The following is a 21,669-nucleotide window of genomic DNA, read 5'->3' as shown; positions in this document are numbered from 1 at the left end:
CTCGTCAGTGAGTTTCGGTGACTTTGTTGAGATGGCGCGGCGCATCGGGATTGCGCCCGCGCGCGGCGGCAAGGCCGGCGGCCATCACGTAAAAGGACAGGATGGCGGCGATCGGGTCGAGCGCCGCGTGAGCGGTGGCGGCCAGCGGCAAGGTGGCCTCGGGCACGTCGTCCGGTGCGGCGAGCAGCACGCGCGCGCCGCGCGCCCGCATGTCGTGGGCGAGTTGCAGCAGACCGGCCTGCTCGGGGCCGCGCGGCGCGAACACCAGCAGCGGATAATCCCGGTCGATCAGTTCCATCGGACCGTGACGCACTTCCGCACTCGAAAACGCTTCGGCCTGGATACCGGACGTTTCCTTCAGTTTCAACGCGGCTTCCTGCGCGATCGCGAGACCCAGACCCCGGCCGATCACGATCATGCGCTCGACGCCGCGCAGTTCGTCCACGGCCTTCGACCAGTCGAGCTTGCCTGCGGTCTGCAAAGCGTCGGGCAGCGAGTTCAGCGCGCCGAGCAATTCGGCATCCTTCTGCCAGTGCGCGACCAGTTGCGCGGAAATCGACAGCATCGCGATATAGCTCTTGGTGGCCGCGACGCTCAGTTCAGGACCGGCGACGAGCGGCAGTTGCCATTCGCATGCATCGGCCAAAGGTGAATTCGGCGCATTCACGGCGGCAACCGTCAATGCGCCCGCCTGGCGCAATGCCTGCATCGTGCCGACCAGATCCGGACTCTTGCCCGATTGCGAGAACGCCAGTGCGAGTTGATCGCGCACCTGCAGCGGCGCCTGTTGCAGCGTCGCGACCGACATCGGCAGCGATGCGACCGGCACGCCGAGGCGGCTCATCGTCAGCGATGCGAAGTAACTCGCCGCATGGTCCGAGCTGCCTCGCGCGACGGTCAGCGCGACGTGGCGCGGCTGTTGCGCCAGTGTCGCAGCGAGCGCCGCGACGCGCGAGGTGTCCGCGAGTTGCGCGGCGACCGTTTCAGCGGACGCCAGCGCCTCCTTAAGCATATTCGACAATTGCTTCTCCTTCGACGTAAGTCGCGGTCAATGCCAGTTCACGATCGAACACGACCACATCGGCCCAGGCGCCGCGCGCGATACGGCCGCGGTCCTCGATACCGAGATAGTCGGCGGCATAGCGCGACAAACGGTTTGATACGTCGGCGATCGGCAGGCCGATCGATACGAGATTGCGCAGCGCCTGATCCATCGTCAGGGTGCTGCCGGCAAGCGTGCCATCGGCGAGACGCACACCGCCCAGGCACTTCGTCACGTGCTGGCTGCCGAGGCGGTACTCGCCGTCGGGCATGCCGGTGGCCGACGTGCTGTCCGTCACCACGTAAAGACGCGGAATCGCGCGCAACGCGGCGCGGATCGCGCCTGGATGAACGTGCAGCAGGTCGGGAATGATTTCGGCGAACTCGGCATGCGCGAGCGCCGCGCCCACCAGCCCAGGGTTGCGGTGATGCAGCGGCGACATCGCGTTGAACAGGTGCGTGAAGCCGCACGCGCCGTGCTTGAGCGCGGCGACGGCGTCGTCGTAGGTGCCGAGCGAATGGCCGAGCTGCACGCGCACGCCGCGCGCCGCCATCGCGGAGATGATCTCCATATGACCGGCGATTTCGGGCGCCAGCGTGACCACGCGGATCGGCGCGATCGACAGATACTTCAGCACTTCGTCCATCACCGCCGACACCGCCGCGTCCGGTTGGGCGCCGAGCTTGCCGGGGTTGATGTACGGCCCTTCCAGATGCACGCCGAGCACGCGCGCGCCCCCCGGCGTGCGCACCTTCGCATTGTTGCCGAGCCCGGCGACCACGTTCATCAGTTCGTCGCGCGGCGCGGTCATCGTGGTGGCGAGCAGGCTCGTCGTGCCGTAGCGCGCATGCGTGCGGGCGATGACTTCGATCGCGTCGCCGGCCTCCATCACGTCGGAACCGCCACCGCCGTGCACGTGCAGATCGATGAAGCCCGGCAGGATGTACGGCGCATCGTTCGTCGACGGATCGACGCGCTCGCCGCTGAGCGCCGTGATGCGGCCGTTTTCGTATTCGAGCGTGCCGTGGATCCACCCATCGGTGGTGAGTATGTTTCCGGTCAGCATGAGTCTTCCTGGTGAGGCGTAACACGGGTGTGGCCGACTTGCGCTCGCCGGCGCCGCGTCCGGCGGCTGGCCACCGGGGCCGCGCCTCGCGGTGCAACCGGCTGAGGCAAGTCAGACGCGCAACTCAGGTGCGCAATTCGGCGACGAAGTCGTAATAGTCGTCGCGGCAAAAGGTATCGGTCAGTTCGATCGCGCGCTGGTCCGCGCTATAGCCGATACGGGTAATGACCAGCAACGCCGTGCGCGGTTCGATGTCCATCAGCGAAGCGATCTCGCTCGACGCATTGACCGCCCGGAAGTGCTGCAACGCGCGCACGACCGCCGCGCCACGCTGCTCCAGATAGCTGTAAAGCGATACGCCGATGGCCTGGGGGTCGGGCACGATCGACGCCGGCAGCGCCGAATGCTCGACCGCCATCACGATGCCGTCCGCGCGCCGTAGCCGCCGCAGACTTGCGACCGCCGCGCCGGGCGACAGTCCGAGGTGCACCAGCTCGTCGCGGTTGGCGGCGCGGATATCGCGCTCGAGCCACACGGAATCCGGCCGGAAACCGCGCTGCTGCATCTTCTTCGTGAAACCGGTGAGCCGCGACAGCGGATCTTCGACGCGCGGCGTGATGAAGCTGCCAGCGCCGCGTGCGCGCCGGATCAGGCCTTGTTCGACCAGCAGCTCGATCGCCTTGCGCGCGGTGATGCGCGACACGCCGATCGCATCCGACAGCGTGCGCTCCGACGGTAGCGCCTCGCCCGCCGACCACACGCCGCAATGGATCGCCGTCGCCAGATTGCGCGCGAGCTGCAAATAGAGCGGCGTGACGTTGCGGGCGTCAGGCATCAGTGCGGACCAGCGAGTTTCCATGGGGCTCCGGCGGCCGTCACGAACGGATAGGCCTACGAAAAGTGAGAGCCCATTATATAACCAACATAATACCAGTCAACCAACTGGTTCCATGCCGGTACGAATGGCCGCAAAGCCTTGCCGGATAAGGCTGACGCGGGTCTCGGGGTACCGCCGGGAGGACATTTCGACGATCGGAATTTACCCGCACTCACCCCACCCGAAAAGGGTTCTCGTGGTCTTGACTAGCTGCCAATTTGATCGAATGGCAGGTCCTGATTGATACCTGTTTAATACCAGTTCGGCGCACCCTCGGTCGGCGTGTCTTTGCTCCCGACGGCCGTTCAAATATAGTGCGGGATACCAAGCCATAAAAATCCCCGGGGAGCCGCACTTGACCGATTCCGAAGCGCGGCGGCGCGCTCAGGTCGTCCGCCATTTCAACCGCTTCTACACCCAGCACATTGGCGCATTGCATGACCATCTGGCGAAGAGCGAGTTCTCGCTGACGGAGGTGCGCGTGCTGCACGAACTCTCCCGCGGCCGTGCGCAGACCGCCTCCGTGCTCGGCCGCGCGCTCGGTCTCGACAGCGGCTATCTCAGCCGTCTGCTGACCAGTTTCGAGCGACGCCGCCTGATCACGCGCCGCCCGTCCGAGTCGGACGCGCGGCAGTCGCTGATCGCCCTCACCGAGGCTGGCCACGCGGCCTACGCCCCGCTCGACGCCGCCGCCATCGACGAAGTGTCGGCGCTGCTCGGCCGCCTCACGGTGCTCTCGCAGGAGCAGCTGATCACCGCGATGAAACTCATCGAGCGGCTGCTGCGCGACAAACCGAAGCACGAACTCGTGACACTGCGGCAGCCGCGTGCCGGCGAGTGCAGCTGGCTCGTGTATCGGCAGGCGCAATGGTTCGCCGCGCAATACGGTTGGGATCGATCGTTCGAGGGGTTGCTGGCGCGCGTGGTCGCCGATTACACGCAGCGCGACGACCCATTGCGCGAGATGTGCTGGGTCGCCGAACAGGACGGTATGGTGGTCGGGTCGGCGTGCGTCGTCGGGGTGTCGACGACGGTGGCCGGCGTGCGGCTGCTATGGGTCGAACCGGACGTGCAGCGCCTCGGCATCGGCGCGCAACTGCTCAGCGAGTCGATGCGGTTCGCGCGGCGCGCGGGTTATACGAAGCTCACGCTGACCACCGCCAGCTCGCTCGGCGAACCGCGGCGGCTTTGCGAGCGCGCCGGGTTCAGGCTTGCCGGCACGACGGCTGAGCGCCGTTTCGGCAAGGATCTGATGATCGAAAGATGGGAACTGGACTGGTAGCAGCAGACGCGCGGCGGATATGGCCACGCGCGCCTGGGCGCTCAGTGCCGTTCGCTTAGAACGACGGCACCATCGAACCCTTGAACTGGGTCTTGATGAACTGGCGCACATCTTCCGACTGATAAGCCGAGACCAGCTTCTTCACCCACGGCTTGTCTTTGTCTTGCGCGCGCACGGCGATCAGGTTCGCGTACGGGCTGTGGATGTCTTCCAGCGCGATCGCGTCTTTGGTCGGCTGCAGGCCGGCGGCCAGCGCGAAGTTCGTGTTGATCACGGCCGCGTCGACGTCGGACAGCGAGCGCGGCAGTTGCGCGGCGTCGAGTTCGATGAACTTGATCTTCTTCGGATTGGCGGCGATGTCGAGCGGCGTCGCGTTATTGCCGCCCGTGCCCGAGCCAGCCTTGAGCTTGATCAGACCTTGCGACTGCAGCAACAGCAGCGCGCGGTTTTCGTTCGACGGATCGTTCGGCACCGCGACCTTTGCGCCTTGCGGCAGGTCCTTCAGCGACTTCAGCTTCTTCGAGTAGACGCCCAGCGGCGAGATGTAGGTGAGACCGGCGTTGACGAGCTTGTAGCCGCGCTGCTTGATCTGGCTGTCGAGGTACGGCTGGTGCTGGAAGCTGTTCGCGTCGAGGTCGCCTGCGTCGAGCGCGGCGTTCGGTTGCACGTAATCGTTGAATTCGACGACCTTCACGTTCAGGCCTTCGCGCTTCGCCACCTTGGTGACGACTTCCCAGATTTGCGCATCCGGGCCGCCGATGGTGCCGACCTTGATCACCTTGTCGTCGGCATGGGCGCCGACGCTGGTGAAGATCGCCGCGCCGGCGACGACGGCGGAGAGGGCTTTGAGGAGGGTTCTGCGCTGCATGTGATTCTCGCTGTTTCTAATCGACTATTTCGCACCGATGCTTCGCTCGGTGTCGGATTCGGGTGGAAGCCGGCGGCCGCCCACGGATGCGAGCGCCGCCAACCAAGCCCTAAATGGTCTCATATGCACGGCGAGATGGGAAATAGCGCGATTGCATATCGGTATGCATATGAACGGCGGGACCGCATCCGCTGAAAACGCGGTATGCGGCCGGAGTAGTGATTAGAAGGTGGTCCAGTCGTCGCCGGAGGTGCTGGTGCTTACGGAAGCGGGCCTTGCCGAAGCACCGGACGCACGGGTGGCGGCCTTGGCGTTCACAGTCGATGCGGTCAATGCAGCCGATGCGGTTCTCGCCGAACTGGTGGCCGAAGCCGGCGTGGTCAATTTCGGCTCGGCGCGTATGGGCGCGTCCTTGGCCTGAGCCGCAGCGCTGCCGTCCGGTGCCGCCCCTGCAAGCGCTGCTGGTGCCGCTTCACGCCGCCGCCCCGCAACCGCTCGTTCAGCCGCGTCCACCGCCCCACTCCCACCGCCGTTCACACGAAACGCGCTCACCGTATCGCGCAGACGCCCGGCCTGGTCCTGCAACGATGCCGCCGCAGCCGCGGCCTGTTCGACCAGCGCGGCATTCTGCTGCGTCACTTCGTCCATCTGCGTGACGGCGCGGCCGACCTGCGAGATGCCACTGCTCTGCTCCTCGGACGCCGCCGCGATTTCGCCCATGATGTCGGTCACGCGCTGCACCGCGTGCAGAATCTCGCCCATGGTCGCACCGGCCTGCTGCACCAGCGTCGACCCGTTGTGCACGCGCTCCACCGATGCGCCGATCAACTGCTTGATCTCCTTGGCCGCCGTGGCCGAGCGCTGCGCGAGGCTGCGCACCTCGCCCGCAACGACCGCGAAGCCGCGCCCCTGCTCGCCGGCGCGCGCGGCTTCCACCGCCGCGTTCAACGCCAGGATATTGGTCTGGAACGCGATCCCTTCGATCACGCCGATGATGTCGGCAATCTGCCGCGAGCTATCGTTGATCTCGCCCATCGTGCCGATCACGCGGCTCACGACGTCGTTGCCCCGGGTCGCGATTTCCGACGCATTGTGAGCGAGCCCGCTCGCCTGGCGCGCGTTGTCGGCGTTCTGCTTGACCGTCGCGGTCAGCTCTTCCATGCTCGCCGCGGTCTCCTGCAGCGACGCCGCCTGCTGTTCGGTGCGCTGCGACAGGTCGCCGTTACCGGCGGCAATCTGCTGCGTCGCCGACGCGATCGATTCCGCCGAGCGCCGGATCTCGCCGATCGTGCGTTGCAACCGATTCTGCATGTCCCGCATCGCGGCCATCATGCTCGTCGTGTCCTGCGCGCGAACCTCCACCGCGTGCGTCAGATCGCCCTGCGCAATACTGGCGGCGAGCCGCGCCGCCTGGTCCGGCTCGCCGCCGAGACTCGCGCGCACGTTGCGGATGATCAGCACCATCGCCAGCGAAATGACCGCGCCGATCACCAGCACGACCACGAGGTGACCGAGCAGCGTTTCGTAGTACACCGTGTCGATGTCCTTGATGAACACGCCGCTCGTGATATTCCAGTCCCACGGCGCGAACCGCACCACGTAACTGATCTTCGGCACCGCCGTTTCGCTGTGCGGCAGGCGCCCGCGATACTGCGCGAAGCCGCGGCCGCTGGACTTGGCCGCGTCGACGATCGCCACGTATAGCAGCTTGCCGTCCGGGTCCTTGAAGTCGCCGACGGGCTTGCCGGTCATTTGCGGCAGCGTCGGGTGCATCAGCACGACCGGCTTCGAGTCCATCACGAACAGATAGCCAGATTCGCCGTAGCGCATCGTGGCGAGTCGGGCGAGCGCCTCGCGCTGCGCGTCGGCCTCGCTCATTCTGCCGCTCTGCGACAGCGCGTAGTAGCCGCTCACCACCCCCTGCGCCGCCTCGACAAGGTTCGCCATGCCCGCCTTGCGCTCGGCCAGCATCGTGCTGCGGGTTTCGACCGCGCTCCACAGGCCGACCCCAAGCAGTCCGAGCCATACGAGCGCGAGCGACAGCCATAGTTTGCGATTCAAACTCATCCTGCTCATTGTTGTGGTCTCTCTCGTGTGATTCGTCTGCGATCCGCTTCGCGAGCGTGTTGCCGCGCGCGAAGCGCAAACGATTGCCTGAGTTATATCGGCATGCCAGCCGGCCAACTTGAGGGACCTGGCTGCGCTGCACGGCGGCGCGCGCATGAGGACTCACGCAATAAAGCGCTCGCTGACCCATAATTCAAGGTCGCAGCCGCGAGCGCAAATGCGCGCGGCTCGTTCAATTGCCTGCGAGATCGCTCATGTACGTCATCAACCTTATCTACACCGCATCGCTCGAACGCATCGACGACGCGCTCGACGCTCACCGCGCGTTTCTCGCGCAGCAGTTCGACGCGGGGGTATTCGTCGCCGCCGGACCGAAAGTGCCACGCGACGGCGGCATCATCCTGGCGGTGCGCATCGAGCGCGAGAGGCTGGACCAGATCCTCGCCAGCGACCCGTTCGCCGAGCAGAAGCTCGCTCGTTACGAAGTAACGGAGTTCAAGACGACGCGTCTCGCACCGGGGTTGCATCTGCCGATGCCGGTCTGAGAATTGGCTGGATGGGTTGCTGCGAGGGGAGTTGAAAATGGGCGCGTGATCCGATCACGCGCCCGTGTTGATGGCGCCGCGACTCAGTCGAGCAGCAGCTTGATATCGTGCACCCACGGCGTGGCGCCCTGGCCGTCGCGCGCGAACAGACGCAGCTTGCCCTGCGTGTCGAACACATAGCTCGCGGCCGTGTGATCCATCGTGTAGCTGTCGGGCGTCTTGCCCGGCACCTTCGCGTAATAGACGCGGAAGTCTTTCGCGAGCTTGGCGAGTTGCGCCTCGTCGGCGGGACGCAAGCCGACGAAAGTCGGATTGAACGCGGGTACGTATTGCCCCAGCAATTGCGGCGTATCACGCTCGGGGTCGACGGTGACGAACAGTACCTGCACGCGCTTCGCGTCTGCGGGGCCGAGTTGCTGCAACGCTTGCGAGAGTTCGGCCATGGTGGTTGGGCAAACGTCCGGACAATGCGTATAGCCGAAGAACAGCACCACCACCTTGCCCTTGTAATCCGCCATCGTGCGGATTTTGCCGGACGTGTCAGGCAGCGAGAAATCGCTCGCGAATTGGGTATTGCCCGTGATGTCGAGATTGGTGAACGCCGGCGGCTGCTTGCCGCAGCCCGCCACCAGCATCGCGCCGCCTAGCGCGCAAGCGATCACGGCGGCACGCGCGACGCGCGCGAAGCGGTTTGTGAGCATGGTATTACGCGCCGATCAGGACACGTGCATAGTGGTCGATCAGCAGCGCGGCGAACAGCAGCGACAGATAGACGATCGAGTAACGGAAGGTGCTGCGCGCCAGATCGTCCGAGTATTCCCGATAGATCTTCCACGCATACGCGAGAAACACGGCGCCCAGCAACACGGCTGCGGCAAGGTACACCACGCCGCTCATGCCGGAGATGAACGGCATCAGCGTGACCGCGAACAGGATAACCGTGTACAGCAGAATATGCAGACGCGTGTACTTCTCGCCGTGCGTGTTCGGCAGCATCGGCAGGCCGGCGTTCTCGTAGTCCTTGCGGCGATACAGCGCGAGCGCCCAGAAATGCGGCGGCGTCCACACGAAGATGATCAGCACCAGAATCCAGGCATCGCCTGGCACGTGGCCGGTGACCGCGGCCCAACCCAACGCGGGCGGCATCGCACCCGACGCGCCGCCGATCACGATGTTCTGCGGCGTAGCCGGCTTGAGCAACAGCGTGTAGATGACCGCATAGCCGACGAAGGTGGCCAGCGTGAGCCACATGGTCAGCGGATTGGCGAACGTGTAGAGCGTCCACATGCCGATGCCGCCGAGCACCGCCGAAAACAGCAGAATCTGCGCCGTGGTGATTTCACCGCGCGCGGACGGGCGCCACGAAGTGCGGCGCATCTTTGCGTCGATTTTCTGCTCGACGAGGCAATTGATTGCGAACGCGGCACCGGCCAGCAGCCAGATGCCGACGGTGCCGCCGATCAGCACGGTCCACGGCACCATGCCAGGCGTGGACAGGAACATGCCGATGACGGCGCAGAACACGGCGAGTTGCGTGACGCGCGGCTTCGTCAGGGCGATGTACTGGGAGACCCGGCTACCGGGCGTTTGGGAGAGTGTTGTGCTGTCCATGTGGAGTCACGCTGGCGCGGCATCGCGCGCTGGGAGCACGGCGCGGCCGGGACGGCTATAAGCGATCCGAAAGTTTAACATAACGAGCAAAAGCAGCAGGATCGCGGCCCCGCCGTTATGCGCGACCGCGATCGGCAAAGGCCATTGCAGGACGATGTTCGACAGCCCGGTGACGAACTGGATCAGCACCACCAGCAGCACGCCGTTCGCCGGCGCACGCAGCGATTCGAAGCGGCGCAGCTTTGCCGCGAACCACAACAGATAGGCGATCACCACGAACGCAAACGTGCGATGCGTCCAGTGGATCGCCACCAGCGCGTCCTGGGTGATCACGTCGCCGTCGCCGGTCATGCCGAGCGCACGCCACAGGTGAAAGCCGTGCGCGAAGTCCATCGGCGGAATCCATTGGCCGTTGCAGGTCGGGAAGTCGGTGCACGCGAGCACCGCGTAGTTCGTGCTGACCCAGCCGCCCAACGCAATCTGTGCGACCAGCAGCGCGAGGCCCGCCAACGCCGCCGCGCGCCAGCGCGCGGCTTCGGGCTCATAAGCCGGCAAGGGCGTGAGCCGCGCCGCCAGCCAGCCGAGCGTGCCGAGCAGCGCGAGGCCGAGCAGCAGATGCGTCGTCACGATGACCGGTTGCAGCTTCATCGTCACGGTCCACGCGCCGAATGCGCCCTGCACGAGGATCAACAACAGCAGCGAGGTCGGCCACCACGGGGACACATGCAGCGGGCGGCGCTTGATACGCGCAGTCCACGCAATGATCGTCTGCGCGATGATCAGCACGCCGATCGCCATCGCAAAGTAGCGGTGGATCATTTCGATCCAGGCCTTCGCCATGCTGACCGGCCCGGTGGGCATTGCCTGATGTGCGGCCGAAATCGCCGCGTGCGCGATGAACGGCGACGAGGTGCCGTAGCAGCCCGGCCAGTCCGGGCAGCCGAGTCCGGAATCGGTGAGGCGAGTGAAGCCGCCGAACATCACGAGATCGAGCGTGAGGAAGGTGGTCAGCCAGACCAGCTTGCGGAATTTATTGTCGTCGGCCTTGACCCACACGTAGGACAGCGGCAACAACGCAATACACAAGCCGATCAGGGCCAGTTGCAATACGAACATCTTTTTTTACTCTGTCGTCTTAGCCTGGTTGCGGCATCAGCCGATGCTCGACCATTTGAGCAGCTTGGTCACGTCGGCCTTGATCTTGCTGGGATTCGGATCTTTCGGAAAACGCATCATCAAATTGCCGTTCGGATCGACCATGTAGATGTGGTCGGTGATCTGGCTGCCCGTGTCGGCGGGCAGCCATGCGGACACCTGCGCTGGATCGGCGACCAGCATGTTGGTGTCCGGGTAGGCGGTTTGTATCACGTCGGCGACCTTGCCCGCATCGGTGCGCAGCCACACTTCCACGACGCGCTGGCGCTCCGGGCCCTGCGCTGCGCGGATTTGTCGCATGAAGTAGAGCTTGGTGACACATGCTTTGTCGCATGCGCTATTGTCGACCGAGACCAGCAGCCAGCGGCCGCGCAGCGTCGCCAGCTTGAGCGGCTTGCCGTCTTCGCCGGTGACCACGAGCGAGTCGGGAATCGGTCGCTGCGGGTCGACCAGCGCGCCATAACTCGTGCTGCCACCACTCGGCTTGATCACGTAGTACATGAAATACGATACGGCGATCGGCGCGGCGCAGATGACCGTCAGCAGCAGCAGCATCCAGCGGCCGCGCTGCCAGGAACCTTTGCCAGTGGGTTGGCCGGGCATCGATTTCGATGCGGCGGGTTTGCCGGCTCGCGGCGAACGGGGAGATTGCGTCGACACTACAGACCTCTTTCAATGATTGCGCGGCCTGTCCGTTATTTACCGGACCGTTACGCCGACTGTGCTGCGTCACGCACACAGCGCGTGCTCTGTTTCGTTACGCACCCCGCGCGTGCTTTTTCTCACGACGCGGCCTGAGCGCAGGTCACATTGCGATTACGCGCCCGGTGCTTGCTCTTTCTTGCCGGCGCGGCGCGCGGCGTACAGCCCGAAGGCCAAGGCCGCGGCTGCCATGCCCCACCACTGGAACATGTAGCCGTAGTTGCGCTCGACACCACTGGTCGGAGCGGGCCAGTCGCGCACCAGTTTGTCGCGGTCGTCGCTCAGTTGCTGAATCACGAACGACTGCAACGGCAGCCCGGTTTCCGCGGCGTACGCAGCGATATCCAGATTCTGGCGGATCAGTTGATGCGCGGCCGAACCGCCCTGCCCCAGCTCGAACGCGCGCGACGCGTCGGCCCGCGCGATCCCTTCGATCTCGATTTCGCCTTGCGGCGTCGTGTACGGCGCGATGGTCTCGCGACTGCTCAGGTTGCGCGGCAGCCAGCCGCGGTTGACCAGCACATAACCGCCGTCGGCCAGTTTAAAAGGCATCACGACGTAAAAGCCCGGTTGATCGTTATACGGACGATTATCCAGGTACACGACCTTGTCCGCGACAAAACTGCCGCGCGCCTTCACGCGATGAAACTCGATGTCCTTCAGTGCGACCGGCGCGGCACTCACCGGCTGCGCGGGCGCATTTTCGAACTGCGTAATGTGCGCTTCGAGCGCTTCCTTCTGATGCGCGCGCTCGCGCTGCCAGAAACCGAGCCGCACCGTCACGACGATCACCAGCAGAATCAGCAGCGCGGGAATCAGGCGGAACTTCATCGAACACGCTCCGACACGGCTTGCAGCACCAGCTGGAACCGGCGGCAAACGCTCACGCACGGTGCGATAATAAACTTCTTGCCTCTGCGCTTCCTGGTTTCAACCAGTTCCATGCACATTCTCGTTCCCATTGCCTTCGCTCTGATCATCGCCAGCATGGTGTCGGCGCTGTACTTCATGATGCATGACAAGGGCAAAACCAAGCGGATGGTCTGGTCGCTCGCCACGCGGGTGGGTCTCTCGATCTCGCTGTTTCTGTTCATCCTGTTCGCGCACTGGATGGGCTGGATTCAGTCGACCGGTATTCCTTACGGGCGCTAACCGCGTACGGCGGACGAACCCTCGCGCAGCCAACCGCAGCCAAACAAAACGCCGCCCTGACAGGGTCGAGGGCGGCGCTGCTTGCGTGCTTGCATACTGCTCGTGCGCCCCGCCCCGAAGGACGTCGCGCGAACGGCCTGCACGCGGTCCGGTTAGCCGGTCGGCACAGGCCAAACTCCGTTACAGCCAGTACACGACGACGTACAACCCGAGCCACACGACGTCCACGAAGTGCCAGTACCATGCGGCGCCTTCGAATGCGAAGTGATGCTCCGCCGTAAAGTGGCCGCGGATCAAGCGCGCCAGCACCACCGCCAACATCGTGCCGCCGAGGAACACGTGGAAACCGTGGAAGCCCGTCAGCAGGAAGAACGTCGAACCATACACGCCCGACGACAGCGTCAGATTCAGTTCGTTGTACGCGTGGAAATACTCGAAGCCTTGCAGAAACAGGAAGCAGACGCCGAGCACGAGCGTCGCCGCCAGCCAGATGATCGCTTTCTTGCGATGATTTTCACGCAGCGCATGGTGCGAAACCGTCAGCGTGGCGCCCGAGGACAACAGCAGCGCCGTGTTGATGGTCGGCACGGGCCACGGCTGCATCGACTTGTAGGTCGACACGAGCGCAGCCGGTCCGTTGTTCGGCCACACCGCCGAGAAATCCGGCCAGATCAGCTTGTAATCGAGACTGCCGAGTGCATGCATCGCGATTTCACGCGCATAGAACAGCGCACCGAAAAACGCGCCGAAGAACATCACTTCAGAGAAGATGAACCAGCTCATGCTCCAGCGATACGACTTGTCGACGTTCTTGCCGTACATGCCGCCTTCCGACTCGGCGATCGCGTCGCCAAACCAGTGCCACAGCGTAAAGAGCAGCCACAACAATCCGGCGAAGACGCCGATCGGCGCCCAGCTTTGTTCGTTGATCCAGGCCGCAAGCGATCCGAGCATGACCAGCAAGCCGGTGGCGGCGCTGATCGGATGCCGCGACGGATGCGGTACGAAATAGTACGGGCTCTCGTTTTGACCGCTCATTCTTGATTCTCCACTTCAGTCCAGTTGTTCCGGAATCACCGGCTGTATCTTCGGCGGCGCGTCGATACCGCACCGCTTCACTCAAATTCGTGGGCCCTGCTTCGTCTCGCCCTGCTCGCTGCTCGTGTGCCCGAACGTCTATCCCACCACGACGCGCACGATCAGGATCAGCACGCCAATCAGGATAGCCGCGGCGATCAGCGCCGCCGCGATCACATGCAGCGGGTTCAACTGTGTCGCATCCGCTTCCAGATCGCGGCGCTTGCGCACGCCGAAAAACGACCACAGCACGGCCCGCATTGACTGACCGAAATTACTCTTGCGCGGACTTCCGCCGTTCTCGCTCATCTTGTCTCGTCTTCCTTCGCCCGCGGCTCACGCCATCAGACGGGATGGGCAGCGGTTGCCGCCGTATTGACCGTGGGCCCCGCCCCGGCCTTCCCCGCTGCCGGCGTGCTCAACTCGAAGAACGTGTACGACAACGTGATCGTCTTCACATCGTTCGGCAACTTCGGATCGACCACGAACACCACCGGCATCCGTTTGGTCTGATTCGCCGTCAAAGTCTGCTGCGTAAAGCAAAAGCACTCGATCTTCTTGAAGTACTCGGTAGCCTGCTTCGGCGCGTAGCTCGGAATGGCTTGCGCCTGAATTGTGCGCGCCTGCTCGTTGCTCACCTCGTACATCACCGTCGTCACTTCGCCCGGATGCACGTCGAGGCTGCGCTGCTCCGGCTTGAAACCCAATGGACCGCGCGCGTTCGCGTCGAACTCGATCGAAATCGTGCGGCTCGTGTCGACCTGCGTATTCTTCGCCTCGCGCGCCGTGGCATCGCGCTGCACGAGGTTGTTCACACCGGTGATCTGGCAGATCGCGCGATACATCGGTATCAGCGCGAAGCCGAAACCGAACATCATCAAGGCGACGATGAACAGTTTGATCAGCATCGAACGGTTGAAAGAGCGGTCGGCCTGAGCCGGCGGTTGCCTCGACATCTCAATCCTCAACAAACCTGCATACAGACTCGAACGGCCAGGGCTGCCTCAGGCGAACCAGCACTGCTTGATGATGACGCTCGCGAAAAAGATCGCTGCGACGGCCAGCATCACAAGACCTATTCGCCTGTTGCCCGCGCGGATCTGCTCCGGTGTACGTCGTTCCTGTGGATTGCGCGTCATGCTCGACTTTCTGAATACTTTCCGTGACTGGCGAGTTGCGGCCGCCGCCCGACGGGTGCCCGGTTCCTCGCGACGCAGTCATGCGACGCCGGAGCCGGGCATCTCGCCGAAGACCTTTATTCGACCGTCGGCGGATGTTCAAACGTGTGGAACGGAGCCGGGCTCGGCACGGTCCACTCGAGGCCCGTTGCGCCGTCCCACGGCTTGTCGCCGGCTTCTTCGTGTTCGCCGCCGCCACGGTAGGCCGGCAGCGCAACCGCGAAGAGGAAGTAGACCTGCGCGAGGCCGAAGCCGAACGCACCGATCGAGATGACCTGGTTCCAGTCGGTGAACTGTGCCGGGTAGTCGGCATAACGGCGCGGCATACCGGCGAGACCGACAAAGTGCATCGGCAGGAACGCGAGGTTGAAGAAGAACATCGACGCCCAGAAGTGGATCTTGCCGCGCGTTTCGTTGTACATCCAGCCGGTCCACTTCGGCGCCCAGTAGTACCAACCGGAGAACAGCGCGAAGAGAGAACCCGCCACCAGCACGTAGTGGAAATGCGCGACCACGAAGTAGGTGCCGTGGTACTGGATGTCGAGCGGCGCCATGGCCAACATCAGACCCGACAGACCACCGAACGTGAACACCAGCAGAAAGCCGACTGCGAACAGCATCGGCGTTTCGAAGCTCAACGAACCGCGCCACATCGTCGCGACCCAGTTGAACACCTTCACGCCGGTGGGTACCGCGATCAGCATCGTCGCGTACATGAAGAACAGCTGGCCCGTCACCGGCATGCCGGTCGTGAACATGTGGTGCGCCCAGACCATGAACGACAGAATCGCGATCGACGCGGTGGCGTACACCATCGAGCTATAGCCGAACAGCGGCTTGCGCGAGAATGCCGGAATCACCTGCGACACGATCCCGAACGCCGGCAAGATCATGATGTACACCTCGGGGTGCCCGAAGAACCAGAAGATGTGCTGGTACATCACCGGGTCGCCGCCGCCTGCCGCATTGAAGAACGACGTGCCGAAGTGACGGTCGAACAGCACCATCGTGATCGCGCCAGCCAGAACCGGCATCACGGCGATCAGCAGGTACGCGGTGATCAGCCACGTCCACACGAACATCGGCATTTTCATCAGCGTCAGGCCGGGTGCGCGCATGTTCAGGATCGTCACGACGATGTTGATGCCGCCCATGATCGACGAAGCACCCATCAGGTGGACCGCGAAAATCGCGAAGTCCATGCCCGGACCCATCTGCGTGGACAACGGTGCGTAGAGCGTCCAGCCCGCGGCAGTTGCGCCGCCCGGCGAGAAGAACGAACCGACCAGCAGCACCGCCGCCACCGGCAGCAGCCAGAAGCTGAAGTTGTTCATCCGCGCGAAAGCCATGTCCGATGCGCCGATCTGCAGCGGCACCATCCAGTTCGCGAAACCGACGAAGGCCGGCATGATCGCGCCGAACACCATGATCAGGCCGTGCATGGTGGTCAACTGGTTGAAGAACTCGGGACGCATGATCTGCAGACCCGGTTCAAACAGCTCGGCACGGATCGCCAGCGCCATCACGCCCCCCGAGAGGAACATGGTGAACGAGAAGATCAGGTACAGCGTACCGATGTCCTTGTGATTGGTTGCGAACAGCCAACGGCGCCAGCCATGCGGCGTTTCGTGGGCATGGTCGCCGTGCACGTGCTCGTGGCCCGCGACTACATCGTGTCCGATGCTAGACATGACAATCTCCTAAAGCGAATTCTGCGGTGCTGATCATGAACACGTCAGGCAGCCGGGGTGATCTGAACACGCCGGGCTTCTTTCGCGTCGGTGCCGCCCGTGATCGTTTCCGGCTTCTTCAAAATGATGTGGTCTTCGGCAATGCCGGCTGCTTTCAGTGCGTCGCGCACGGCTTCGGCACGACTCTTCGCGAGCTTCGCGTTGAGGTCGGCGGAACCGGTGGCATCGGTGAAGCCCGACAGCGTGAATTTCGCGTCCGGGTGCGCCTTCGCGTAGGCGGCGGCCGCGTCGACCGCCGCTTGCGCGTCGGCCGGCAGCGTGCTCTTGCCCGTCTCAAAGTAGATGCTCGCCGGCAGCGCAGCCGACGTTGCCGCCGCGCTGTCCGAACCTGCCGCAGCAGCTTCCGCTCCTGAAGCCGCGCCCGAAGCCGCCGTCGCACTGCTGGCTGCGGCACCCGCGTCGGCCAGATGGTTGCCGCCTTCCGGCAGCTTGCCGTTGCGGGCATCCGCAACCTGCTTCGGCTGGAGAATGTCGCCGGTGTGGTTGCCCCACGAGTTGCGCTCGTACGTGACCACCGATGCGATTTCGACGTCGTTCAACGTCGGCGCCCACGAAGGCATCGCGTTCTTGCCCTTCAGCACGAGGCTCACGTGCTCGGCGATCGCGCCGTTGGCGATCTTGCTGCCGTCGAGCGCCGGGAAGGCGCCTGCGCCCTTGCCGGTCGGCTGGTGGCAGACCGCGCAGTTCGCCGCGTACACCTTGCCGCCGCGCTCCATCAGCTCGGCCATCGTGTAGGTCTTGTTCGGATCGTCCTGGCCGGCGGCCATTTTCTTCTTCTGGGCGTCGACCCACTTCGCGTAGTCGTCGGCGGAGAGCACTTCGACCACTACCGGCATGAACGCGTGTTCCTTGCCGCACAGCTCGGTACAGAAGCCGCGGAACGTGCCAATCCGGTTAGCCTTGAACCACGTGTCGCGCACGAAACCCGGAATCGCGTCCTGCTTCACGCCAAAGGCCGGCACGTACCAGGAGTGGACCACGTCGTTCGCGGTGGTGATGATGCGGATTTTCTTGTCGACCGGAACGACCAGCGGATTGTCGACTTCCTGCAGATACAGCGTGGAAATCGGCTTGTGGCCATCGGTTTCCGCGCGCGGCGTAGCCAGGGTGGACAGGAAGTTGATACCCTCGCCCGGACCCTTCACGTAGTCGTAGCCCCATTTCCACTGGTAGCCGGTGACCTTGATCGTGAGGTCGGCGTTCGTGGTGTCTTTCATCGCGACGACGGTGCGCGTGGCGGGCAGCGCCATCAGCACGACGATGACGAACGGCACGATCGTCCAGATGATTTCGACGGTGGTGCTTTCGTGGAAATTCGAAGCCTTGTGGCCCTTCGATTTGCGGTGCGCGAAGATCGAATAGAACATGACGGCGAACACGCCGACAAAGATCACCGTGCAAAGAGCCAGCATGAACATGTGGAGGCTGAAGAGCTCCTCGGCGATTCTCGTCGCAGGCGGCTGGAGATTGATCGCGTTGACGGCAGGGCCGCCCGGAGCATCGCCCACTGCCAGGGCGGCACCGGCGAAAAGCAGTCCGCTCATCGCCAGCACGCTCATGAGCGCTCGCTTGATTGTTTTCATAGCTTCCTTACCCAAATTTTCCATTCAAACCCTCGACCCCGCTGACAGCCTCTCTCGCACTCCCCTTGAACGCCGCGTGACTCGCCCCACCTAACAGCGGGAGAGCCACATACGCAATTCGCCTGCGAACTGCGCGCGCCGATACTGCGCGAGATGTTGCCCGATCATGATCGTCTGGCCGCGCGAGACCAGTTTGATCTGGTCACGCGGCGTTGCGCCCGGCTCGATCCGCACCCAGCGCGGATTGAATTCAAACTGCGTGAGCTGCTCGGCGCTCACCTGTTCGATGACTAACCGGCTTTGGAACAACCGGATACGTTCGTAATCGACAGCATGACGCGCATAAATGGCAAAGGCGATGCCCACCGCAAGCAATTCGATACCGGTGAACGGCAACACCAGCCAGGCGCCGACCAGAACCAGCATGAAAGCAATTGCCAACGAGAACAGCGCAAGCGAAACGTAGAGACAGATGAACTGCCGGGGTGATATCGAACAGTTGCGCTTCATCGTCCAGTCTTTGAGAACCGGTTCTGAACCCGCCAGCAGATCTGATGCGCCCACCGCTGTCTCCTGCGAATCGCCAACTTCGGCCATTCCCTGCGGCCGTCGATTCCGGCCGCGCGAACCCTCTACCGCGACACCGCATGTTGAACCCTACGCCTCGGGCCTGCCGCCCCAAATGTGGGAACTCCGGACGACAAACTGACGCATTATAGGCGCGATCCATAGCATCCACAAGCAAGCCCCGATTGGCCCGCAAGCCAGGCGCGACAAGCCTTAGCGCCGTTTTGACCCGCCTTTTGCGGGTCTTTCGATGTGCAAATTTCAGACATAACAGACCTCGTCTTTACCGCTTCAACGATTCCTCGATGAGCCCCGTCCGATGTCCTCGATGCGGACGATCCCATGCCCTTCGGCTGTCGTGCGCGGCACCGCTTTCCATGCGTGCCCATAGATCACCTCAAAGGTCAGCGCGATCGTGCCGTCGGCCCGGCGACGGGCTTCGAGCGCCGCCAGCAACGCGTTGTGCAGCCTGCGCGCGGCCGCACTCGCGGACGCTTCGCGTTCGAACGGATACGCGCCCCAACGGCGCACGTCAGCAAGCAACGATCCGGGCGACTTATAGGTGATGGTGAGCACTTCCTGGTCCATCACCGGAATTTCGAAGCCGCTTTCGACCAGCATGTCGCCGAGGTCGTGCATATCGACAAAGTCGATCACGTGCTTGCGCGAGGCGACGCCGTGCGCGGCTTCGACTTCGGCGTAGGCGCCGCGCAATTCCTTGAGCGTGTCGGGGCCGAGCGTGCTGAACATCAGCAGGCCATTGACCTTCAACACGCGCTGCCATTCCGGGAACACGAGATCGGGCCGCGAGTGCCAGTGCAGCGCGAGATTGGACCAGATGAATTCGAAGGCGCCGGCCGCGAACGGCAGCGCGGAGAAGTCGGCTTGCGCGAAGCGCGGACCGCGGGCGCCGAGCGCCTTGCCGAGCGAGGCCGGCAGAAAGCGCCGCCAGCTCGTGTCGCCGCCATCGTGATGGAGTGCACGCGTCAGCATGCCGTGCGACAGATCGGAGCCGAACACCGGCGCTTCGGGAAAGCGCTCGCGCAGCGCGGGGATGTCTTCGCCCGAACCGCAGCCCGCGTCGAGCACGCTCGACGGCGCGACCTTGATGTAGTCGAGACGCTCGCGCATGCGTTGCGCGATCTCGCGCGGCAGGAACGCAACCTCGTCGAACCGTGCGGCGCGGCGGTCGAAAATACGCCGGAGGCGCCGTGAATCATAGGCCGGACGGCCTGATTGAGCGGAAGTTGGGGGCATGAGTGTCGTGCTGGCGTAGAGCACGAAGTATACTCGTTCGCTTCCTTCCATTCAGTGTGAAAGGCCTTCGCGGGCGTCCACTTGTGCCAATCCGACCATTTTCTTCGTCTGCGCGCGGCAGATTTGCGCGTTTCACATGCGGCTTGCATTTGGCATGGCCGCGCGTGATGCACGCGGCGTTGCCGAACCTCTGCGCACTCTGCGGCAATTTGTCGCATAAGACGTTGTGCACCGGTTGCGACGAAGCCTACTGGAACGAGAGCCGGTTGCGATGCACGGCATGCGCGGTGCCCTTGCCGGCAACGCGATGGGCCGCTCGTGCGCGATATCGCTGTGCGGATTGCGTCGCCGAAGCGCCGCCGTTCGATGCGACCTTCGCACTCGCCGACTATCGCGCACCGCTCGACACGCTCGCGGTCGGCCTGAAATTTCGCGCCCGGCTGATGCTGGCGCAGGAATTCGCGCAGCGTCTCGCGCGCCTTGCGCAGGACGCCTGGCAAGATGAGTCCGAGCACCCCGACGTGATCGCGCCGGTGCCGCTGGCGTACCAGCGTCTCACCGAGCGCGGCTACAACCAGGCATGGCAGATCGCCAGGCCGTTGGCCCGCACGCTCGACGTGCGCAGCGACGCCACCTTGCTGCGTCGCGTGATCCACACCGCACCGCAATCGCGGCTCGACCTAGACGCGCGCCGGCTGAACGTCGGCCGCGCATTTCAGGTCGCACGGGCCGTGCGCGGACTGCACGTCGGCGTGGTCGACGATGTGATGACGACCGGCGCGACGCTCGAAGCGCTCGCCCGTACGCTAAAAGCTGCCGGTGCACGGCGCGTCACGAACTTCGTCGCGCTGCGCACACCGAAAAACTAGTCTTTACCTGGCCTCACTATGTTCAATGTCGTTCTCGTAGAACCGGAAATTCCGCCGAACACCGGCAACGTGATTCGCCTGTGCGCCAACACCGGCGCGCGGCTGCATCTGATCGAGCCGCTCGGCTTTCCGCTCGACGACGCCAAGCTGCGCCGTGCCGGCCTCGACTATCACGAGTATGCGCAAATGAACGTGCATGCCGATTGGGCCGCGTTCGTCGCCAAAGAAACGCCGGATCCGGCGCGCATGTTCGCGTTCACCACGCGCGGCTCTGGCCGCTTTCACGAGCATGCGTTTCAGGCGGGCGACTGGTTCGTGTTCGGCGCCGAAACGCGCGGCCTGCCCGAAGCGGTGCTCGACGAGTTCGCGAACGAGCAGCGCGTGCGCCTGCCGATGCGCCCGGGCAACCGCAGCCTGAACCTGTCGAATACCGTCGCGGTGGTGGTGTTCGAGGCCTGGCGTCAGGCCGGCTTCGAGGGCGGCGCCTGACGGCGCTTCAATTCGGCCTCGTAGCGCGCGAACATCGCGTCGTCGAAACAGGCGAACACCACCTGTTCGATGTTCGGCGCGCGCGGCAAGGTGTCGAGCACCGTTGCGAGCGCGATCCGCACCGCGTCGTCGGCGGGGAATCGGTAGATGCCACAACTGATCGCGGGAAACGCAATGCTCCTGCACTGCGCCTCGCGCGCCACCTCGAGCGAGCGCTGATAGCAGGAGGCGAGCAGATCGGCTTCGCCGTGCGCCCCACCCCGCCATACCGGCCCGACCGCGTGGATCACATGTTTGGCCGGCAAGCGGTAACCGTGGGTGAGCTTGGCGTCGCCGGTCGCGCAACCACCGAGCATTTCACATTCGCGCAACAAGTCGCGGCCGGCTGCGCGATGAATCGCGCCGTCCACACCGCCGCCGCCCAGCAGCGACGTATTGGCAGCGTTGACGATCGCGTCCACGGCAAGCGTGGTGATGTCGACCACACGCGCTTCCAGCGTGCAGGCATTGACCGTGAGCATGGGAACCTCG

Annotated in this window: 24 protein-coding genes; 5 read left to right on the top strand and 19 right to left on the bottom strand. The window is 64.1% G+C overall.

Annotation, left to right across the window (positions count from 1 at the left end; genetic code table 11):
• Positions 1–4: 4 nt before the first annotated feature.
• The 3 genes from CIC12_RS19595 to CIC12_RS19585 all read right to left on the bottom strand — a co-directional run bounded on the left by CIC12_RS19595 (position 5) and on the right by CIC12_RS19585 (position 2,967).
• Entirely contained in the window at positions 5–1,012 is a 1,008-nt protein-coding gene (locus tag CIC12_RS19595; RefSeq protein ID WP_168666124.1) for an SIS domain-containing protein, read from the bottom strand.
• Positions 1,005–2,108 (bottom strand): N-acetylglucosamine-6-phosphate deacetylase, encoded by a 1,104-nt coding sequence (gene nagA, locus CIC12_RS19590; protein ID WP_168666083.1) that lies wholly within the window; start codon positions 2,106–2,108, stop codon positions 1,005–1,007. Before nagA ends, CIC12_RS19595 begins: the two co-directional genes overlap by 8 nt.
• A gap of 124 nt (positions 2,109–2,232) precedes the next feature.
• Positions 2,233–2,967 carry a GntR family transcriptional regulator gene (locus CIC12_RS19585; protein ID WP_168666082.1) on the bottom strand — a complete coding sequence of 245 codons (735 nt, stop codon included), beginning with the start codon at positions 2,965–2,967 and terminating at the stop codon, positions 2,233–2,235.
• 373 nt (positions 2,968–3,340) lie between these two features.
• On the opposite strand from CIC12_RS19585, the gene CIC12_RS19580 reads away from it, so the two are divergent.
• On the top strand, positions 3,341–4,267 hold the full coding sequence (locus CIC12_RS19580; RefSeq protein WP_168666081.1) for a bifunctional helix-turn-helix transcriptional regulator/GNAT family N-acetyltransferase: 927 nt from the start codon (positions 3,341–3,343) through the stop codon (positions 4,265–4,267).
• A gap of 55 nt (positions 4,268–4,322) precedes the next feature.
• Here the strand turns inward: CIC12_RS19580 and CIC12_RS19575 are convergent, their stop codons facing one another.
• Complete coding sequence (locus CIC12_RS19575) at positions 4,323–5,135, bottom strand: MetQ/NlpA family ABC transporter substrate-binding protein (RefSeq protein WP_168666080.1); 813 nt, start codon at positions 5,133–5,135, stop codon at positions 4,323–4,325.
• Between the two features lie 222 nt (positions 5,136–5,357).
• A complete protein-coding gene (locus tag CIC12_RS19570; RefSeq protein WP_168666079.1) occupies positions 5,358–7,211 on the bottom strand; it encodes a methyl-accepting chemotaxis protein in 1,854 nt (617 codons plus the stop codon).
• Positions 7,212–7,456: 245 nt separating this feature from the next.
• Between CIC12_RS19570 and CIC12_RS19565 the strand changes: the two genes are divergently transcribed.
• Entirely contained in the window at positions 7,457–7,747 is a 291-nt protein-coding gene (locus tag CIC12_RS19565) for a YciI family protein (RefSeq protein ID WP_168666078.1), read from the top strand.
• Positions 7,748–7,830: 83 nt separating this feature from the next.
• Here the strand turns inward: CIC12_RS19565 and CIC12_RS19560 are convergent, their stop codons facing one another.
• The 5 genes from CIC12_RS19560 to CIC12_RS19540 all read right to left on the bottom strand — a co-directional run bounded on the left by CIC12_RS19560 (position 7,831) and on the right by CIC12_RS19540 (position 12,046).
• Positions 7,831–8,448, bottom strand: coding sequence for an SCO family protein (locus CIC12_RS19560; protein WP_168666076.1), 618 nt, complete (start codon positions 8,446–8,448; stop codon positions 7,831–7,833).
• Between the two features lie 4 nt (positions 8,449–8,452).
• A complete protein-coding gene (gene cyoE, locus CIC12_RS19555; RefSeq protein ID WP_168666074.1) occupies positions 8,453–9,358 on the bottom strand; it encodes a heme o synthase in 906 nt (301 codons plus the stop codon).
• Between the two features lie 6 nt (positions 9,359–9,364).
• The gene (locus CIC12_RS19550) at positions 9,365–10,474 is read right to left on the bottom strand and encodes a COX15/CtaA family protein (RefSeq protein ID WP_168666072.1); all 1,110 of its coding nucleotides are present in this window, start codon (positions 10,472–10,474) and stop codon (positions 9,365–9,367) included.
• A gap of 36 nt (positions 10,475–10,510) precedes the next feature.
• Entirely contained in the window at positions 10,511–11,173 is a 663-nt protein-coding gene (locus tag CIC12_RS19545) for a cytochrome C oxidase subunit I (protein WP_168666070.1), read from the bottom strand.
• Positions 11,174–11,329: 156 nt separating this feature from the next.
• A complete protein-coding gene (locus CIC12_RS19540) occupies positions 11,330–12,046 on the bottom strand; it encodes an SURF1 family protein (RefSeq protein ID WP_168666068.1) in 717 nt (238 codons plus the stop codon).
• 111 nt (positions 12,047–12,157) lie between these two features.
• On the opposite strand from CIC12_RS19540, the gene CIC12_RS19535 reads away from it, so the two are divergent.
• Positions 12,158–12,367: a twin transmembrane helix small protein gene (locus CIC12_RS19535; RefSeq protein ID WP_121316432.1), complete on the top strand. Its 210-nt coding sequence runs from the start codon at positions 12,158–12,160 to the stop codon at positions 12,365–12,367.
• A 180-nt stretch (positions 12,368–12,547) separates the two neighbouring features.
• On the opposite strand, the gene CIC12_RS19530 is transcribed toward CIC12_RS19535, so the two are convergent.
• The 8 genes from CIC12_RS19530 to CIC12_RS19500 form a co-directional block, all read right to left on the bottom strand.
• Complete coding sequence (locus CIC12_RS19530) at positions 12,548–13,405, bottom strand: cytochrome c oxidase subunit 3 (RefSeq protein ID WP_168666066.1); 858 nt, start codon at positions 13,403–13,405, stop codon at positions 12,548–12,550.
• Between the two features lie 138 nt (positions 13,406–13,543).
• Entirely contained in the window at positions 13,544–13,753 is a 210-nt protein-coding gene (locus tag CIC12_RS19525; protein WP_168666064.1) for a DUF2970 domain-containing protein, read from the bottom strand.
• Between the two features lie 35 nt (positions 13,754–13,788).
• Complete coding sequence (locus CIC12_RS19520) at positions 13,789–14,400, bottom strand: cytochrome c oxidase assembly protein (protein ID WP_168666062.1); 612 nt, start codon at positions 14,398–14,400, stop codon at positions 13,789–13,791.
• A 48-nt stretch (positions 14,401–14,448) separates the two neighbouring features.
• Positions 14,449–14,583 carry a cytochrome oxidase small assembly protein gene (locus CIC12_RS33230; protein WP_042328734.1) on the bottom strand — a complete coding sequence of 45 codons (135 nt, stop codon included), beginning with the start codon at positions 14,581–14,583 and terminating at the stop codon, positions 14,449–14,451.
• 116 nt (positions 14,584–14,699) lie between these two features.
• Positions 14,700–16,313 carry a cytochrome c oxidase subunit I gene (gene ctaD, locus CIC12_RS19515; protein WP_168666060.1) on the bottom strand — a complete coding sequence of 538 codons (1,614 nt, stop codon included), beginning with the start codon at positions 16,311–16,313 and terminating at the stop codon, positions 14,700–14,702.
• A 44-nt stretch (positions 16,314–16,357) separates the two neighbouring features.
• Positions 16,358–17,980, bottom strand: a complete 1,623-nt coding sequence (gene coxB / locus CIC12_RS19510) for a cytochrome c oxidase subunit II (RefSeq protein ID WP_168666058.1) — start codon at positions 17,978–17,980, stop codon at positions 16,358–16,360.
• 66 nt (positions 17,981–18,046) lie between these two features.
• A complete protein-coding gene (locus CIC12_RS19505; protein ID WP_168666122.1) occupies positions 18,047–18,520 on the bottom strand; it encodes a DUF2244 domain-containing protein in 474 nt (157 codons plus the stop codon).
• Between the two features lie 294 nt (positions 18,521–18,814).
• Positions 18,815–19,780 carry a methyltransferase domain-containing protein gene (locus CIC12_RS19500; RefSeq protein ID WP_168666056.1) on the bottom strand — a complete coding sequence of 322 codons (966 nt, stop codon included), beginning with the start codon at positions 19,778–19,780 and terminating at the stop codon, positions 18,815–18,817.
• Between the two features lie 167 nt (positions 19,781–19,947).
• Between CIC12_RS19500 and CIC12_RS19495 the strand changes: the two genes are divergently transcribed.
• Both CIC12_RS19495 and trmL read left to right on the top strand, forming a co-directional pair.
• Entirely contained in the window at positions 19,948–20,649 is a 702-nt protein-coding gene (locus CIC12_RS19495) for a phosphoribosyltransferase family protein (protein WP_168666120.1), read from the top strand.
• Positions 20,650–20,667: 18 nt separating this feature from the next.
• Complete coding sequence (trmL, locus tag CIC12_RS19490; RefSeq protein WP_168666054.1) at positions 20,668–21,138, top strand: tRNA (uridine(34)/cytosine(34)/5-carboxymethylaminomethyluridine(34)-2'-O)-methyltransferase TrmL; 471 nt, start codon at positions 20,668–20,670, stop codon at positions 21,136–21,138.
• Here the strand turns inward: trmL and CIC12_RS19485 are convergent.
• Positions 21,111–21,659 carry an O-acetyl-ADP-ribose deacetylase gene (locus CIC12_RS19485; RefSeq protein WP_168666052.1) on the bottom strand — a complete coding sequence of 183 codons (549 nt, stop codon included), beginning with the start codon at positions 21,657–21,659 and terminating at the stop codon, positions 21,111–21,113. The two genes, trmL and CIC12_RS19485, sit on opposite strands and share 28 nt — an antisense overlap.
• Positions 21,660–21,669: the final 10 nt, after the last annotated feature.

It is taken from the genome of Paraburkholderia sp. SG-MS1, assembly GCF_012275575.1.
Lineage (GTDB): Bacteria > Pseudomonadota > Gammaproteobacteria > Burkholderiales > Burkholderiaceae > Paraburkholderia.
Note: the sequence above shows the minus strand (reverse complement) of the source record. Positions and strands in the feature narration are given on the sequence as shown.

Excerpts from the sequence above, each read along its gene's own strand:
- cyoE (WP_168666074.1), bottom strand. The coding sequence starts at position 9,358 with ATGGACAGCACAACACTCTCCCAAACGCCCGGTAGCCGGGTCTCCCAG.
- CIC12_RS19525 (WP_168666064.1), bottom strand. The coding sequence starts at position 13,753 with ATGAGCGAGAACGGCGGAAGTCCGCGCAAGAGTAATTTCGGTCAGTCA.
- CIC12_RS19550 (WP_168666072.1), bottom strand. The coding sequence starts at position 10,474 with ATGTTCGTATTGCAACTGGCCCTGATCGGCTTGTGTATTGCGTTGTTG.
- CIC12_RS33230 (WP_042328734.1), bottom strand. The coding sequence starts at position 14,583 with ATGACGCGCAATCCACAGGAACGACGTACACCGGAGCAGATCCGCGCG.
- CIC12_RS19560 (WP_168666076.1), bottom strand. The coding sequence starts at position 8,448 with ATGCTCACAAACCGCTTCGCGCGCGTCGCGCGTGCCGCCGTGATCGCT.
- coxB (WP_168666058.1), bottom strand. The coding sequence starts at position 17,980 with ATGGAAAATTTGGGTAAGGAAGCTATGAAAACAATCAAGCGAGCGCTC.
- CIC12_RS19585 (WP_168666082.1), bottom strand. The coding sequence starts at position 2,967 with ATGGAAACTCGCTGGTCCGCACTGATGCCTGACGCCCGCAACGTCACG.
- trmL (WP_168666054.1), top strand. The coding sequence starts at position 20,668 with ATGTTCAATGTCGTTCTCGTAGAACCGGAAATTCCGCCGAACACCGGC.
- CIC12_RS19570 (WP_168666079.1), bottom strand. The coding sequence starts at position 7,211 with ATGAGCAGGATGAGTTTGAATCGCAAACTATGGCTGTCGCTCGCGCTC.
- CIC12_RS19535 (WP_121316432.1), top strand. The coding sequence starts at position 12,158 with ATGCACATTCTCGTTCCCATTGCCTTCGCTCTGATCATCGCCAGCATG.
- nagA (WP_168666083.1), bottom strand. The coding sequence starts at position 2,108 with ATGCTGACCGGAAACATACTCACCACCGATGGGTGGATCCACGGCACG.
- CIC12_RS19520 (WP_168666062.1), bottom strand. The coding sequence starts at position 14,400 with ATGTCGAGGCAACCGCCGGCTCAGGCCGACCGCTCTTTCAACCGTTCG.
- CIC12_RS19500 (WP_168666056.1), bottom strand. The coding sequence starts at position 19,780 with ATGCCCCCAACTTCCGCTCAATCAGGCCGTCCGGCCTATGATTCACGG.
- ctaD (WP_168666060.1), bottom strand. The coding sequence starts at position 16,313 with ATGTCTAGCATCGGACACGATGTAGTCGCGGGCCACGAGCACGTGCAC.
- CIC12_RS19540 (WP_168666068.1), bottom strand. The coding sequence starts at position 12,046 with ATGAAGTTCCGCCTGATTCCCGCGCTGCTGATTCTGCTGGTGATCGTC.
- CIC12_RS19485 (WP_168666052.1), bottom strand. The coding sequence starts at position 21,659 with ATGCTCACGGTCAATGCCTGCACGCTGGAAGCGCGTGTGGTCGACATC.
- CIC12_RS19530 (WP_168666066.1), bottom strand. The coding sequence starts at position 13,405 with ATGAGCGGTCAAAACGAGAGCCCGTACTATTTCGTACCGCATCCGTCG.
- CIC12_RS19575 (WP_168666080.1), bottom strand. The coding sequence starts at position 5,135 with ATGCAGCGCAGAACCCTCCTCAAAGCCCTCTCCGCCGTCGTCGCCGGC.
- CIC12_RS19565 (WP_168666078.1), top strand. The coding sequence starts at position 7,457 with ATGTACGTCATCAACCTTATCTACACCGCATCGCTCGAACGCATCGAC.
- CIC12_RS19595 (WP_168666124.1), bottom strand. The coding sequence starts at position 1,012 with ATGCTTAAGGAGGCGCTGGCGTCCGCTGAAACGGTCGCCGCGCAACTC.
- CIC12_RS19495 (WP_168666120.1), top strand. The coding sequence starts at position 19,948 with ATGCACGCGGCGTTGCCGAACCTCTGCGCACTCTGCGGCAATTTGTCG.